Origin of the sequence: Shewanella baltica (assembly GCF_900456975.1) — a bacterium.
Lineage (GTDB): Bacteria > Pseudomonadota > Gammaproteobacteria > Enterobacterales > Shewanellaceae > Shewanella > Shewanella baltica.
The window spans coordinates 5,090,873-5,106,118 of the sequence record NZ_UGYM01000002.1; the positions used below are offsets into that span (position 1 = coordinate 5,090,873).

Annotated in this window: 11 protein-coding genes and 4 tRNA genes; all 15 read left to right on the forward strand. The window is 46.1% G+C overall.

Annotated features, from left to right (window positions below; genetic code table 11):
- The first annotated feature begins 175 nt into the window (after positions 1-175).
- The 15 genes from DYH48_RS22670 (at position 176) to rpsG (ending at position 15,173) form a co-directional block, all read left to right on the forward strand.
- Positions 176-251, forward strand: a tRNA-Thr gene (locus tag DYH48_RS22670).
- An 8-nt stretch (positions 252-259) separates the two neighbouring features.
- A tRNA-Tyr gene (locus DYH48_RS22675) sits at positions 260-344 on the forward strand.
- A gap of 38 nt (positions 345-382) precedes the next feature.
- A tRNA-Gly gene (locus tag DYH48_RS22680) sits at positions 383-456 on the forward strand.
- 8 nt (positions 457-464) lie between these two features.
- A tRNA-Thr gene (locus DYH48_RS22685) sits at positions 465-540 on the forward strand.
- Between the two features lie 117 nt (positions 541-657).
- Positions 658-1,842 (forward strand): elongation factor Tu, encoded by a 1,185-nt coding sequence (gene tuf, locus DYH48_RS22690; RefSeq protein WP_006083602.1) that lies wholly within the window; start codon positions 658-660, stop codon positions 1,840-1,842.
- Positions 1,843-2,106: 264 nt separating this feature from the next.
- Positions 2,107-2,478 carry a preprotein translocase subunit SecE gene (secE, locus tag DYH48_RS22695; protein ID WP_006083613.1) on the forward strand — a complete coding sequence of 124 codons (372 nt, stop codon included), beginning with the start codon at positions 2,107-2,109 and terminating at the stop codon, positions 2,476-2,478.
- 9 nt (positions 2,479-2,487) lie between these two features.
- Complete coding sequence (nusG, locus tag DYH48_RS22700; protein WP_006083612.1) at positions 2,488-3,039, forward strand: transcription termination/antitermination protein NusG; 552 nt, start codon at positions 2,488-2,490, stop codon at positions 3,037-3,039.
- A gap of 127 nt (positions 3,040-3,166) precedes the next feature.
- Entirely contained in the window at positions 3,167-3,595 is a 429-nt protein-coding gene (rplK, locus tag DYH48_RS22705) for a 50S ribosomal protein L11 (protein WP_006083611.1), read from the forward strand.
- A 4-nt stretch (positions 3,596-3,599) separates the two neighbouring features.
- Positions 3,600-4,301, forward strand: coding sequence for a 50S ribosomal protein L1 (gene rplA / locus DYH48_RS22710; protein ID WP_006083610.1), 702 nt, complete (start codon positions 3,600-3,602; stop codon positions 4,299-4,301).
- Between the two features lie 268 nt (positions 4,302-4,569).
- Positions 4,570-5,070 carry a 50S ribosomal protein L10 gene (rplJ, locus tag DYH48_RS22715; protein ID WP_006083609.1) on the forward strand — a complete coding sequence of 167 codons (501 nt, stop codon included), beginning with the start codon at positions 4,570-4,572 and terminating at the stop codon, positions 5,068-5,070.
- Between the two features lie 54 nt (positions 5,071-5,124).
- Positions 5,125-5,490: a 50S ribosomal protein L7/L12 gene (gene rplL / locus DYH48_RS22720; RefSeq protein ID WP_006083608.1), complete on the forward strand. Its 366-nt coding sequence runs from the start codon at positions 5,125-5,127 to the stop codon at positions 5,488-5,490.
- A 243-nt stretch (positions 5,491-5,733) separates the two neighbouring features.
- Entirely contained in the window at positions 5,734-9,765 is a 4,032-nt protein-coding gene (rpoB, locus tag DYH48_RS22725; protein ID WP_006083607.1) for a DNA-directed RNA polymerase subunit beta, read from the forward strand.
- 84 nt (positions 9,766-9,849) lie between these two features.
- On the forward strand, positions 9,850-14,067 hold the full coding sequence (gene rpoC, locus DYH48_RS22730) for a DNA-directed RNA polymerase subunit beta' (RefSeq protein WP_006083606.1): 4,218 nt from the start codon (positions 9,850-9,852) through the stop codon (positions 14,065-14,067).
- A 179-nt stretch (positions 14,068-14,246) separates the two neighbouring features.
- Complete coding sequence (gene rpsL, locus DYH48_RS22735) at positions 14,247-14,621, forward strand: 30S ribosomal protein S12 (protein ID WP_006083605.1); 375 nt, start codon at positions 14,247-14,249, stop codon at positions 14,619-14,621.
- An 81-nt stretch (positions 14,622-14,702) separates the two neighbouring features.
- On the forward strand, positions 14,703-15,173 hold the full coding sequence (gene rpsG / locus DYH48_RS22740) for a 30S ribosomal protein S7 (protein ID WP_006083604.1): 471 nt from the start codon (positions 14,703-14,705) through the stop codon (positions 15,171-15,173).
- Positions 15,174-15,246 lie beyond the last annotated feature (73 nt).

Here is a 15,246-nt window from a genome sequence, read left to right on the forward strand (position 1 = left end):
AATGGGTGATTGCAGTCGTGTTTCCGTCGTCGTTTGATGTATTCGCTGTTTAATTGGTCGCCAAAGTTGGATAACGTGTAAAAAAACACCGTTCAAGCGCTTTTTTTACGTAAATGGACGTTTTTTACTTGCACTTGAGAGCGCATTTACCTAATATCCCGTTCCGAAATGATATGCCGGCATAGCTCAGTTGGTAGAGCAACTGACTTGTAATCAGTAGGTCCCGAGTTCGACTCTTGGTGCCGGCACCATTTTCTGTGGAGGGGTTCCCGAGTGGCCAAAGGGATCAGACTGTAAATCTGACGGCTCAGCCTTCGAAGGTTCGAATCCTTCTCCCTCCACCACTTTTTTCTAGGTAGTTAGGTAGCCTTAGTTAGGTTGCGCGGACATCGTATAATGGTATTACTCCAGCCTTCCAAGCTGATAACGCGGGTTCGATTCCCGCTGTCCGCTCCAAATTAGTTGCTGATATGGCTCAGTTGGTAGAGCACACCCTTGGTAAGGGTGAGGTCGGCAGTTCGAATCTGCCTATCAGCACCAGCCTCTCTAAATTTAGCTCCTACGCCTAAACATAATCGGTTCGATGTCATTTTAATGCATCGGATTTTTTCTATATGTTAGTTTTCATCACCAAGATTCTTGGACTGAGGCATTACCATGGCTAAAGCTAAATTTGAACGTATTAAGCCCCATGTAAACGTGGGCACCATTGGTCACGTTGACCATGGTAAAACCACACTGACTGCAGCTATCTCTCACGTACTGGCTAAGACCTACGGTGGCGAAGCTAAAGACTTCTCTCAAATCGATAACGCTCCAGAAGAGCGTGAGCGCGGTATTACAATCAATACCTCTCACATCGAATATGACACGCCTTCACGTCACTACGCACACGTAGACTGCCCAGGCCATGCTGACTATGTTAAAAACATGATCACTGGTGCTGCACAGATGGACGGCGCGATTTTAGTAGTAGCTTCAACAGACGGTCCAATGCCACAGACTCGTGAGCACATCCTGCTTTCTCGTCAGGTTGGCGTACCGTACATCATCGTGTTCATGAACAAATGTGACATGGTAGATGACGAAGAATTACTGGAATTGGTAGAAATGGAAGTTCGTGAACTTCTGTCAGAATACGATTTCCCAGGTGATGACTTACCAGTAATCCAAGGTTCAGCTCTGAAGGCGCTAGAAGGTCAACCAGAGTGGGAAGCTAAGATTATCGAACTGGCTAACGCACTGGATTCTTACATTCCAGAACCACAACGTGACATCGATAAGCCGTTCCTACTGCCAATCGAAGACGTATTCTCAATCTCTGGCCGTGGTACTGTAGTAACTGGCCGTGTTGAGCGTGGTATTGTTAAAGTGGGTGACGAAGTTGAAATCGTTGGTGTTCGCACTACGACTAAAACAACGTGTACTGGCGTAGAAATGTTCCGTAAGCTGCTTGACGAAGGTCGTGCAGGCGAGAACTGTGGTGTGTTATTACGTGGTACTAAGCGTGATGACGTAGAACGTGGTCAAGTATTGGCTAAACCAGGTTCAATCAACCCACACACTACATTTGAATCAGAAGTTTATGTTCTGTCAAAAGAAGAAGGCGGACGTCACACTCCATTCTTCAAAGGCTACCGTCCACAGTTCTACTTCCGTACAACTGACGTAACCGGTACTATCGAACTGCCAGAAGGCGTAGAGATGGTAATGCCTGGCGACAACATCAAAATGGTAGTTACTCTGATTTGCCCAATCGCGATGGACGAAGGTTTACGCTTCGCAATCCGTGAAGGTGGTCGTACAGTAGGTGCTGGTGTAGTAGCTAAAATCATTGCTTAATAGCGATAGAGATTAGTTTGAAAAGGAAGCTTCGGCTTCCTTTTTTGTTTAAGTGGATTATTTCATAGGTTTTGTGGTTTGCATGGGATTCGCATCCTTGCTTACAAAGTCGAATAAGAATACAATCTATGGCCGATTTTTGACCCTGAGCTTATGCTATTTTGCGTTTCTAAGGGTGTTCGGAAATGCAGAGTATGATGTGGGAATTATGCCCGTCAATTAATGTGCTCTAAGCTCAGGCCGTATTGAGTAACGGAAAAACCGATGACAACAAATACTGAAAACCAGAACAATTCTCTGGATATCGTGAAGTGGGGTTTAGTGATTGTATTGCTAGCCGCTGCTGTTATTGGCAATCAAATGTATAGCGAAGCCAGTGCCGTCATACGTGCGCTTAGTGTTATCGTTGCATTCGCTATTGCTGGTTTTATTGCGCTCCAGACTGTAAAAGGTAAAAAAGCATTAGCTTTTGCCCGTGAAGCGCATATCGAAGTGCGCAAGGTTGTATGGCCGACGCGTCAAGAAGCGCTAAACACCACTTTTATTGTCCTTGCAGCAACAGGTATCTTAGCTCTTATCCTTTGGGGTATGGATGCTGTGTTAATGCGAATTGTCAATTTTATCACTGGCGTATAGGCACCTCGAATGACTGAAGCTAAAGAAGCTAAAAAAAGATGGTATGTAGTGCAGGCATTCTCAGGCTATGAAGGCCGAGTTTGTAAGTCACTGATTGAATACATTAAGATGCACGGCATGGAAGAATACTTCGGTGAAGTATTGGTTCCGACTGAAGAAGTCATTGAAATGCGTGCAGGTCAGCGTCGCAAGAGCGAACGTAAATTTTTCCCTGGCTATGTTTTAGTCCAGATGGAAATGAACGATGACAGCTGGCATTTAGTCAAAAGCATCCCGCGTGTTTTAGGCTTTATTGGCGGAACGTCTGATCGTCCTGCCCCAATTTCAGATAAAGAAGCGGATGCAATTCTGCGTCGCTTACAAGAAACGACAGCGTCACCGACTCATAGAACCATATTTGAGCCAGGTGAATTGGTTCGTGTGTGTGATGGTCCATTTGCTGACTTTAACGGTACCGTTGAAGAAGTGGATTATGACAAGAGCCGCGTAAAAGTATCAGTAATGATCTTTGGTCGTTCTACGCCTGTTGAACTTGATTTCAGTCAAGTTGAAAAAGGCTGATTAAATAAAATACAAAATCCGTTTGGCAACGGGGGCGAATTTCTATATAATTCGTCCCCGTTGTTTTCGGGGGAGCACGTCAGCATGTCGCTGATGCGCGTTTGAACCCAAACTGAGGAAATGTCAGATGGCAAAGAAGATTGATGCTTATATTAAGCTACAAGTAAAATCAGGTTCTGCGAACCCGTCACCACCAGTTGGTCCAGCTTTGGGTCAAAAAGGTGTGAACATCATGGAATTCTGTAAAGCGTTTAACGCCCGTACAGAAAAAATGGAAAAAGGCATGCCTATTCCAGTCGTGATCACTGTATACAGTGACCGTTCATTCACTTTTGAAACCAAGACTTCTCCAGCGTCTTACTTACTGAAGACTGCTGCAGGCCTGAAATCAGGTTCTCCACGTCCAAACACTCAGAAAGTGGGTACTATCGCTCGCGCTAAAGTTCAAGAAATTGCTGAACTTAAAGCTGCCGATATGACTGGTGCTGACATTGAAGCGATGACTCGCTCAATCGAAGGTACTGCGCGTTCAATGGGTTTGGTTGTAGAGGATTAATATAATGGCAAAGCTAACTAAACGCATGCGCGTAATTCGCGAGAAAGTTGACGGTACTAAAAGCTACGATATCAACGAAGCTGTTGCTCTGTTAAAAGAATTAGCAACTGCAAAATTCGTTGAAAGTGTAGACGTAGCAGTTAACCTGGGTATCGACCCACGTAAATCTGACCAAAACGTTCGTGGTGCAACAGTGTTGCCACACGGTACTGGTCGTGACGTTCGCGTTGCAGTATTTACACAAGGTGCAAATGCTGAAGCTGCTAAAGCAGCTGGCGCTGAGCTAGTTGGTATGGATGATCTGGCTGAGAAAATCAAAGCCGGTGAAATGAACTTTGACGTGGTTATCGCATCTCCAGATGCAATGCGCGTTGTTGGTATGTTAGGTCAAATCTTAGGCCCACGTGGTTTAATGCCTAACCCTAAAACAGGTACAGTAACGCCAAACGTTGCTGAAGCTGTTAAGAATGCCAAGGCTGGTCAAGTTCGTTACCGTAACGACAAGAACGGTATTATCCACACTACTATCGGTAAAGTGGATTTCACACCAGTTCAATTGAAAGAAAACTTGGAAGCGTTAGTGTCAGCACTGAAAAAGGCTAAGCCTGCAGTTGCTAAAGGCATTTTCGTGAAAAAGATCAGCATCTCTACCACTATGGGTGCAGGTGTTGCAGTTGATCAAGCTACGCTTGAAACAACCGTATAATTTTACAAAGCGCGTGCATTAGTCTATAATGCGCGCACTTTGTGGGTTGAAGCCTGTTTTATCCTCCGTTTTAGCGGTGTTTAACTCAGGTTTCCGTCCAAGACCGCAGGTGTTTTTTGTAAAAATAACTTAATTTCCTGCGTAGACGGTGTCAGGCCCCAGCTAAATTTTTTTACTGGATAATCTGCACCGTAAGTCACTAAATACATAAGTATTTAGTATGGTAAATACTAGGGAATACCCTAGGTAGAATCCAGGAGTAAAGCCAATGGCATTAAGACTCGAAGACAAAAAAGCGATTGTTGCTGAAGTCAACGAAGCTGCCAAAGGTGCGCTATCTGCAGTTGCCGCTGATTCTCGCGGTGTGACTGTAGGTGCTATGACCGGTCTGCGTAAAAAAGCTCGCGAAGCTGGTGTATATGTACGTGTAGTACGTAACACATTGGCTCGTCGTGCTGTTGAAGGTACTGCTTTTGAGTGCCTAGCAGAGACGTTCACTGGCCCAACTTTGATCGCTTTTTCTTTAGAGCACCCAGGTGCTGCAGCACGTCTGTTAAAAGACTTTGCTAAAGAACAAGCTAACTTCGAAGTTAAAGGCGCAGCCTTTGAAGGGAATTTCATCCCTGCAGCTGAAATTGATCGTTTGGCGAAACTGCCAACATACGAAGAAGCACTAGCTCAGTTAATGATGACTATGAAAGAAGCATCTGCTGGCAAGTTCGTTCGTACACTGGCCGCCCTGCGCGATCAAAAACAAGAAGCCGCTTAATTTCAAGCTGGCTGCTTAATAAAATTGAATTCAGAACAATAGGAAACATTTGTTATGTCTATCACTAAAGACCAAATCTTAGAAGCCTTTGCAGCTATGTCTGTAATGGAAGTTGTTGAACTTATTGAAGCAATGGAAGAGAAGTTCGGCGTTTCTGCTGCTGCTGCTGTTGTTTCTGGCGGTGCTGAAGCTGCTGTTGTTGAAGAACAAACAGAATTCAACGTAGTTCTGACTGCTCACGGCGACAACAAAGTTGCTGTTATTAAAGCAATCCGTGGCGCAACAGGTTTAGGCCTGAAAGAAGCTAAAGCTATGTCTGAAGCTGCTCCAGTAGCAGTTAAAGAAGGCGTTTCTAAAGAAGAAGCTGAAGCTCTGAAGAAAGAACTTACTGAAGCTGGTGCTTCTGTAGAAATCAAGTAAGCTATTATTTAGCTTGCTCACCCAAGCCACTTGGGTGGAGGCTGGCGGTTTTTTAACCGTCGGCCTTTTTTGCGCTATATGCGCTGGCGATTTTTTTTCACCGTTTGTCGCCAAATTTTGCAGTCCCTAGCAGAGATTACTGGTTAGGTTCTTGCCATCAACGGTGATGGGCAAACGTGCTGAATTTTAATAACTTAAGTTATTTATTCAGTCTTGGTCACATCTCGTAAGCAGAGGAAACCCATGGTTTACTCCTATTCTGAAAAGAAGCGTATTCGCAAAGACTTTGGTAAGCGTCCAAAAGTTTTGGATATCCCTTATTTATTGTCTATCCAGCTAGACTCTTTTAAGAAGTTCACCGATCAAGATCCTACCGGTGAGCGCGGTTTAGAAGCCGCCTTCCGTAGCGTTTTTCCCATCAAGAGCTTTTCTGGTAATTCAGAACTGCAATACGTCAGCTATAAGCTTGGCGAGCCTGTTTTTGATGTGAAAGAGTGTCAGATCCGTGGTGTTACGTACTCAGCTCCACTACGCGTTAAATTACGCATGGTGTTGTATGACCGTGAAGCAGCGGCGGGCACAGTAAAAGATATTAAAGAACAAGAAGTCTACATGGGTGATATCCCATTGATGACGGATAACGGTACTTTTGTTATCAACGGTACTGAGCGTGTAATCGTATCTCAATTACATCGTTCTCCAGGCGTGTTCTTTGATCATGACCGTGGTAAAACCCACTCATCAGGTAAGGTGCTGTATAACGCACGTATTATTCCTTACCGTGGTTCATGGCTTGACTTTGAATTCGATCCTAAAGATGCACTATTTGTGCGTATTGACCGTCGCCGCAAATTGCCTGCGACCATCATGTTACGTGCATTAGAATATTCTACTCAAGAGATCCTCGATCTGTTCTTTGAACGCGTTGAGTTCAAGATCAAGAAAGATACTCTGGTTATGGCTTTGGTTCCTGAGCGTCTGCGTGGCGAAACTGCCAGCTATGACATCAAGGATGCTGAAGGTTCTGTATTGGTTGAAGCCGGTCGTCGTATCACTGCGCGCCACATTCGCCAATTAGAAAAAACCAATACCACTGAACTCGAAGTGCCAGTTGAATATATCGTGGGCAAATATGCTGCTCAAGATTATATCGATCCGGACACGGGTGAAGTTTTAGTCTCTGCCAACAGTGAAATTAGCCTAGAAGATCTGGCTAAATTATCATTGGCCGGTATTAAAGAACTCAGCACCTTGTATATCAACGAGCTAGATCATGGTGCTTATATTTCAGATACGCTGCGTATCGATTCAACCACTAACCGCTTAGAAGCGCTGGTTGAGATCTATCGTATGATGCGTCCTGGCGAGCCACCAACCAAAGATGCTGCCGAAGCACTATTCCAGAACTTGTTCTTCAGTGAAGAGCGTTATGACCTGTCTAAAGTAGGTCGTATGAAGTTCAACCGTCGTCTCAGCATTCCTGATGACGAAGGTAGCGGTGTATTGTCTAAAGAAGACATCGTCGCGGTAATGAAGAACATCATTCATATCCGTAACGGTTTCGACGAAGTCGATGATATCGATCACTTAGGCAACCGTCGTATTCGTAGTGTCGGTGAAATGGCTGAAAACCAATTCCGCGTAGGTTTAGTCCGTGTTGAGCGCGCCGTGCGTGAACGTCTATCTTTAGGCGATCTGAACGAGCTGATGCCACAAGACTTGATCAACGCTAAGCCAATTTCTGCTGCAGTGAAAGAGTTCTTCGGTTCTTCTCAGCTGTCACAATTCATGGACCAAAACAACCCGCTGTCAGAAGTAACGCATAAGCGTCGTATTTCTGCTCTTGGCCCAGGTGGTTTGACTCGTGAACGTGCAGGCTTCGAAGTCCGCGACGTACATCCAACGCATTATGGTCGTTTATGTCCAATTGAGACCCCTGAAGGTCCAAACATTGGTCTAATCAACTCATTAGCAAGTTTTGCCCGTACTAACTCATACGGCTTCCTAGAAACGCCATACCGCAAGGTTATCGACGGCGTGATTACTGACGAAGTGGAATACTTGTCAGCAATCGAAGAAGGTCGTTATGTGATTGCACAGGCGAACATTGAAATTGATGCGAACGGTCGTATGGCAGAAGAGCAAATTGCTTGTCGTCATAAAGGTGAATCTACCTTTATGCGCGCTGCTGACATCCAGTATATGGACGTTTCGCCACAACAGATCATTTCTGTTGCTGCGTCGCTCATCCCGTTCTTAGAACACGATGATGCTAACCGTGCATTGATGGGTGCGAACATGCAACGTCAAGCCGTACCAACGCTGCGCTCTGAAAAGCCGCTAGTAGGTACTGGTATTGAACGTACTCTCGCTGTTGACTCAGGTGTTGTGGTTGTTGCTAAGCGTGGTGGTTTTGTAGACTACGTTGATGCGAGCCGTATCGTTGTTAAGGTAAATGAAGATGAGCTACGCCCAGGCGAAGCCGGTATCGACATTTATAACCTGACTAAGTACACCCGTTCTAACCAAAACACTTGTATCAACCAACGTCCTTGTTGTTCAGTTGGTGAGCCAGTGGTTCGCGGTGACGTGTTAGCAGACGGTCCGTCTACTGACTTAGGTGACTTAGCCCTTGGCCAGAACATGCGTATCGCGTTCATGCCTTGGAACGGTTACAACTTCGAAGATTCGATCTTAATTTCTGAGCGCGTAGCGCAAGAAGACCGCTTCACTACTATCCACATTCAGGAGCTGTCTTGTATTGCTCGTGATACTAAGTTGGGTAGCGAAGAAATCACGGCTGATATTCCAAACGTAGGTGAGTCTGCTCTGTCGAAACTCGACGAGTCAGGTATCGTTTACATTGGTGCAGAAGTGAAGGGCGGCGATATTCTGGTTGGTAAAGTGACGCCAAAAGGCGAAACACAGCTAACGCCAGAAGAGAAGTTATTGCGAGCTATCTTCGGTGAGAAAGCGTCTGACGTTAAAGACAGTTCACTGCGTGTACCTAACTCTGTTAAGGGTACTATCATCGACGTTCAGGTATTTACCCGTGACGGCGTTGAGAAAGACAAGCGTGCAGTTGAAATCGAAGAGATGCACATTGCCCAAGCTCGTAAAGATTTAGGCGAAGAGTTCAAGATCCTTGAAGAAGGTGTATTGAGCCGTGCGCGTAACTTGTTAATCGGTGCTGGTTTCACTGACGCGCAAATTGCTGCCTTGCCACGTAAAGATGTTTTGATTCAAGTCATTGACGATGAAACTAAACAAACTGAACTTGAGCAATTAGCTGAACAGCATGAAGAGCTGAAAGCTGACTTCGATAAGAAGTTTGAAATCAAACGTCGCAAGATCACCCAAGGTGATGACTTGGCTCCAGGCGTACTCAAGATCGTTAAGGTTTACTTAGCGGTTAAGCGTACTATCCAACCTGGTGACAAGATGGCGGGTCGTCACGGTAACAAGGGTGTTATCTCTAAGATTTGCCCAATCGAAGACATGCCGTATGACGAACAAGGTAACCCAGTAGACATCGTATTGAACCCACTAGGTGTTCCATCACGTATGAACATTGGTCAGGTACTTGAAGTCCATATGGGCGCCGCTGCCAAAGGCATTGGTAACAAGATCACTGCGATGCTTGAAGAACAGCGTGAGCTGGCTGAAGTTCGTGGCTACATCAAACAAGTTTATGAATTAGGTGACGAAGTGCAACAGCGCGTCGATATCGATTCATTCACTGATGATGAAGTATTACGTCTTGCGACTAACCTGAAAGGCGGTATCCCGATTGCAACTCCTGCATTCGATGGTGCTAAAGAGAAAGAGATCAAGCAGATGCTTGAACTTGCAGGTTTGCCAACCTCTGGTCAGTTGAAGTTGTTTGATGGTCGTACCGGTAACGAATTTGAGCGTCAAGTAACTGTTGGTTACATGTACATGCTCAAACTGAACCACTTAGTTGATGACAAGATGCACGCCCGTTCTACAGGTTCGTACAGCTTAGTGACTCAACAACCACTGGGCGGTAAAGCTCAGTTCGGTGGTCAGCGTTTCGGTGAGATGGAAGTGTGGGCACTAGAAGCATACGGTGCCGCTTATACGCTTCAAGAAATGCTCACTGTTAAATCGGATGACGTTAACGGTCGTACTCAGATGTATAAGAACATCGTCGACGGTAACCATCAGATGCAACCTGGCATGCCAGAGTCCTTCAACGTGTTACTGAAGGAGATCCGTTCACTCGGTATTAATATCGAGTTGGATCAGGCATAAGCGCAGGCCTTTAGCCGCGTTTGGCAAACAGAATGGTGCTCCGTGCGAGCGGAGCACCCGGTTTAACTCCTTCAGGAGAGAAACGTGAAAGACTTATTAAAGTTTCTGAAACAGCAAAGCAAGACTGAAGAATTTAACGGCATCAAAATTGGTCTGGCATCGCCTGATCTGATCCGTTCTTGGTCTTTTGGTGAAGTTAAGAAGCCAGAAACCATCAACTACCGTACCTTCAAGCCTGAGCGTGAAGGTCTGTTCTGTGCGCGTATCTTTGGCCCAGTCAAAGATTACGAATGTTTGTGCGGTAAGTACAAACGTTTGAAGCACCGTGGTGTTATTTGTGAAAAGTGTGGCGTTGAAGTAACCCAAACTAAAGTACGTCGTGAGCGTATGGGTCACATCGAACTGGCTAGCCCAGTTGCGCACATTTGGTTCTTAAAATCACTACCGTCACGTATTGGCTTAATGCTGGATATGACGCTGCGTGATATCGAACGCGTACTGTATTTTGAATCATTTGTCGTGATCGAGCCTGGCATGACCAGCCTTGAACGTGGCCAAATGCTGACAGAAGAAACTTATCTGGATGCATTAGAAGAATACGGTGATGAGTTCGAAGCTAAAATGGGTGCCGAAGCAGTGCTTGAACTGTTACGTGCTATCGATTTAGCGAAAGAAATCGAACAAATGCGTGAAGAATTGCCGTCAATCAACTCTGAGACTCGTCGTAAGAAAGTGACTAAACGTCTTAAGCTGATGGAAGCATTCTACACTTCAGGCAACAAGCCTGAGTGGATGATCTTAAAAGTACTGCCTGTGTTACCACCTGACTTACGTCCGCTGGTACCACTTGATGGCGGCCGCTTCGCGACTTCAGATCTTAACGACCTGTATCGCCGCGTGATCAACCGTAACAACCGTTTGAAGCGTCTGTTAGATTTAGCTGCGCCAGACATTATCGTACGCAACGAAAAGCGTATGTTACAAGAGTCTGTTGATGCGCTATTAGATAACGGTCGTCGTGGTCGTGCTATTACCGGTTCTAACAAACGTCCTCTGAAATCTTTGGCCGATATGATCAAAGGTAAGCAAGGTCGTTTCCGTCAGAACTTATTGGGTAAGCGCGTCGACTATTCTGGTCGTTCGGTAATTACCGTAGGTCCTACTCTACGTCTGCACCAATGTGGTCTTCCTAAGAAGATGGCACTGGAACTGTTCAAGCCATTCATCTATGGCAAGCTTGAAGGTCGTGGCTTAGCTACTACCATCAAAGCGGCTAAGAAGATGGTTGAGCGTGAAGTGGCGGAAGTATGGGACGTTCTGGATGAAGTGATCCGCGAACATCCAGTGATGCTCAACCGTGCACCAACACTGCACAGACTGGGTATCCAAGCGTTCGAGCCAGTACTGATTGAAGGTAAAGCAATCCAGTTACACCCACTCGTTTGTGCGGCATACAACGCCGATTTCGACGGTGACCAAATGGCGGTACACGTACCGTTGACACTGGAAGCGCAGCTTGAAGCCCGTGCCCTGATGATGTCTACCAACAACATCCTGTCACCAGCTAACGGCGAGCCTGTTATCACACCGTCTCAAGACGTGGTATTGGGTCTGTACTACACCAGCCGTGAACGTATTAACGGCCGTGGTGAAGGTATGGCATTTATGTCTGTTGCTGAAGTTGAAAAAGCTTACGCAACTGGCGCTGCTGAACTGCATGCCCGCGTAAAAGTACGTATCACTGAAACCATTATTGGTGACACTGGTGAACGTACTGAACAACGCCGTATCGTTGATACGACTGTGGGTCGTGCTCTGCTGTCACTTATTCTGCCAGCAGGTTTGTCATTTGATCTGGTTAACCAGAACATGGGCAAAAAGCAGATCTCTAAACTGTTGAACACTTGTTATCGTCAACTGGGTCTGAAAGATACTGTTATCTTCGCTGACCAATTGATGTATACCGGTTTCCGTTTTGCAACCATCTCTGGTGCCTCTGTAGGTATCGATGACATGGTTATTCCAGACGAGAAATACACCTTAGTTGCTGATGCAGAAGCGGAAGTTCTTGAAATTCAAGAGCAGTTCCAATCTGGTCTAGTTACAGCCGGTGAGCGTTACAACAAAGTTATCGATATCTGGGCAAGTGCCAACGAAAAAGTTTCTAAAGCTATGATGGAAAACCTGTCAACTGAGACAGTGATTAACCGTGATGGTGTTGAAGAGAAACAAGCCTCGTTTAACAGCATCTATATGATGGCTGACTCAGGCGCTCGTGGTAGTGCCGCACAGATCCGTCAGTTGGCGGGTATGCGTGGTCTGATGGCTAAGCCAGATGGCTCAATCATTGAAACGCCAATTACCGCTAACTTCCGTGAAGGTCTAAACGTACTCCAGTACTTTATTTCTACTCACGGTGCGCGTAAAGGTCTAGCCGATACGGCATTGAAGACAGCGAACTCGGGTTACCTGACTCGTCGTCTTGTAGACGTTGCACAAGATTTAGTGGTTATCGAAGACGATTGTGGTACTCACGAAGGTCTAACCATGAAACCGCTGATTGAAGGTGGTGATGTGGTTGAGCCGTTACGTGAACGCGTACTGGGTCGTGTGGTTGCGCTTGATGTGTTCTATCCAGGCACTGAAGACGTACTCGCACCACGTAACACGCTACTCGACGAAGCCTGGTGTGACAAGTTAGAAGAATATTCAATCGACGAAGTGATTGTACGTTCTGTTATTTCTTGTGATACCGATTTCGGTGTGTGTGCAGCTTGTTACGGTCGTGACTTGGCTCGTGGTCATATCATTAATCACGGTGAAGCAATCGGTGTTGTGGCAGCACAATCTATCGGTGAACCAGGTACACAGTTAACGATGCGTACGTTCCACATCGGTGGTGCGGCATCAAGAGCGTCTGCAGAAAACAATGTCCAAGTGAAAAACTCGGGTTCATTGAAACTGCATAATGCTAAGCATGTTACTAACAGTGACGGCAAACTGGTTATCGTTTCTCGTTCTTCTGAACTGGCCGTTATTGACGAGCTGGGTCGTGAGAAAGAGCGTTATAAAGTGCCATACGGTACTGTGCTCGAGAAGCTAGAAGAAGCAGCTGTTGAAGCGGGCGATGTTATCGCTAACTGGGATCCACATACTCACCCAATCATTTCTGAAGTGGCGGGTAGTATCAAGTTCGTAGACATGATTGACGGTGTCACTATGACACGTCAAACAGACGAACTAACGGGTCTATCATCAATCGTTATCCTTGACGTTGGTCAGCGTGGTACTGCGGGTAAAGAAATGCGCCCAATGATCCGTCTGCTTGGCGCTAATGGTGCTGACTTAATGATCCCTGGCACTGAAGTGCCAGCACAGTACTTCTTACCAGGTAGTGCGATCGTTAACTTGGAAGATAACGCGCAAATCAACGTGGGTGACGCTTTAGCTCGTATTCCTCAGGAATCGTCTAAAACACGCGACATCACCGGTGGTCTGCCACGCGTTGCTGACTTGTTCGAAGCGCGTAAGCCAAAAGAGCCTGCTATTCTGGCGGAAATCTCTGGTACCATCTCGTTTGGTAAAGAGACCAAAGGTAAGCGTCGTTTGGTGATTACACCTGCTGATGGCGGCGATCATTATGAAGAGATGATCCCTAAGTGGCGTAACTTAAACGTGTTCGAAGGTGAAAAAGTCGAACGTGGTGAAGTTATCGCTGACGGTCCAGAAGCGGCACACGACATTCTGCGTCTTCGTGGTATCCACAACGTAGCAAACTACATTGTGAACGAAGTACAGGACGTTTACCGTCTGCAAGGCGTGAAGATCAACGATAAGCATATCGAAGTGATCATCCGTCAAATGCTGCGTAAGTGTCTTATCACTTCTGCTGGTGACACTGACTTCCTCGAAGGGGAACAAGCTGAAGTGTCACGCGTGAAGATCGCTAACCGCGAACTGATCGCCCAAGGTAAAGTGCCTGCGACTTTCGAACGTGAACTACTGGGTATTACTAAAGCATCTCTGGCAACAGAATCCTTTATCTCAGCAGCATCGTTCCAAGAAACTACGCGCGTACTGACCGAAGCCGCCGTAGGTGGTAAGAGCGATCAATTACGTGGTCTGAAAGAAAACGTTATCGTTGGCCGACTGATCCCAGCCGGTACTGGTTACGCTTATCACAAGACTCGTAATGAAGCGCGTGCGAAGAAAAACGAACCTGTAGTAGTGAATAAGATCACTGCAAGTGAAGCCGAACAGAACTTGGCCGATCTCTTAAACCTGGCTGGTAGCCAAGATTAAGTAATCAGTTTGTTATAAAAAGGCGCCTATGGCGCCTTTTTTCTTGTAATATGCCGCAAAAGTTGGCTATTTCTTGACAGTCAGGCATTACCTTTCTAAAATTCCGCGTCCCACCATTGTGGGATATAGATTTTTCACACCTTATCGTTGAGTTTGATTCAACTGACTCGGAGCTATACATGGCAACTGTAAACCAGTTGGTACGTAAGCCACGCGCGCCAAAAGTCGACAAGACTAACGTGCCTGCGTTGAATGCGTGCCCGCAAAAACGTGGTGTTTGTACACGTGTGTACACAACTACCCCTAAAAAACCTAACTCTGCACTACGTAAAGTAGCTCGTGTGCGTCTAACTAACGGTTTCGAAGTGACTTCGTACATCGGCGGTGAAGGCCACAACCTGCAGGAACATAGCGTGATCTTAATCCGTGGTGGTCGTGTTAAAGACTTACCAGGTGTGCGTTATCACACTATTCGTGGCGCATTAGACTGTGCAGGCGTGACTTCACGTCGCCAAAGCCGTTCTAAATACGGTGCTAAGCGTCCTAAGTCTTAACTTATCCGTTAAGTAAGGCCAAGCTAGTTTTATTTTGAGAATTCCAGTTTTGGAAATCCCTGAAGCATACGGAGAATTGTTATGCCAAGACGTCGCGTTGTAGGACAACGTAAAATCCTACCAGATCCAAAGTTTCACAGTGAGTTGCTGGCTAAGTTCATCAACGTCATTATGCAAGACGGCAAAAAGTCGACTGCAGAAAAAATTATCTACAAGGCACTAGATGTTGTCGCTGAAAAGAAAAGCGAATCACATCTGACTATCCTTGAAGCAGCCCTGGACAACGTTCGCCCATCAGTCGAAGTTAAATCTCGTCGCGTTGGTGGTTCTACGTACCAGGTACCATGTGAAGTTCGTCCTGTGCGTCGTAACGCACTGGCGATGCGCTGGTTAGTTGAAGCTGCTCGTAAGCGTGGTGAAAAATCTATGGCTTTACGTCTGGCAGGTGAAATGCTGGATGCGTCTGAAAACAAAGGTACTGCTGTTAAGAAGCGTGAAGACGTGCATCGCATGGCTGAAGCTAACAAAGCCTTTGCTCATTACCGTTGGTAATATGATGGTGTGGGCTTAGGCCCACACCATAGTTGTTGATATTGCCAAGGCTTAGGTCTTGGTGGAGAGGGTA

What these genes read in the sequence shown, in the direction of transcription:
- rplK (WP_006083611.1), top strand. Translation starts at nt 3,167, where the DNA reads ATGGCAAAGAAGATTGATGCTTATATTAAGCTACAAGTAAAATCAGGT.
- rplJ (WP_006083609.1), top strand. Translation starts at nt 4,570, where the DNA reads ATGGCATTAAGACTCGAAGACAAAAAAGCGATTGTTGCTGAAGTCAAC.
- secE (WP_006083613.1), top strand. Translation starts at nt 2,107, where the DNA reads ATGACAACAAATACTGAAAACCAGAACAATTCTCTGGATATCGTGAAG.
- nusG (WP_006083612.1), top strand. Translation starts at nt 2,488, where the DNA reads ATGACTGAAGCTAAAGAAGCTAAAAAAAGATGGTATGTAGTGCAGGCA.
- tuf (WP_006083602.1), top strand. Translation starts at nt 658, where the DNA reads ATGGCTAAAGCTAAATTTGAACGTATTAAGCCCCATGTAAACGTGGGC.
- rpsL (WP_006083605.1), top strand. Translation starts at nt 14,247, where the DNA reads ATGGCAACTGTAAACCAGTTGGTACGTAAGCCACGCGCGCCAAAAGTC.
- rpsG (WP_006083604.1), top strand. Translation starts at nt 14,703, where the DNA reads ATGCCAAGACGTCGCGTTGTAGGACAACGTAAAATCCTACCAGATCCA.
- rpoB (WP_006083607.1), top strand. Translation starts at nt 5,734, where the DNA reads ATGGTTTACTCCTATTCTGAAAAGAAGCGTATTCGCAAAGACTTTGGT.
- rplL (WP_006083608.1), top strand. Translation starts at nt 5,125, where the DNA reads ATGTCTATCACTAAAGACCAAATCTTAGAAGCCTTTGCAGCTATGTCT.
- rplA (WP_006083610.1), top strand. Translation starts at nt 3,600, where the DNA reads ATGGCAAAGCTAACTAAACGCATGCGCGTAATTCGCGAGAAAGTTGAC.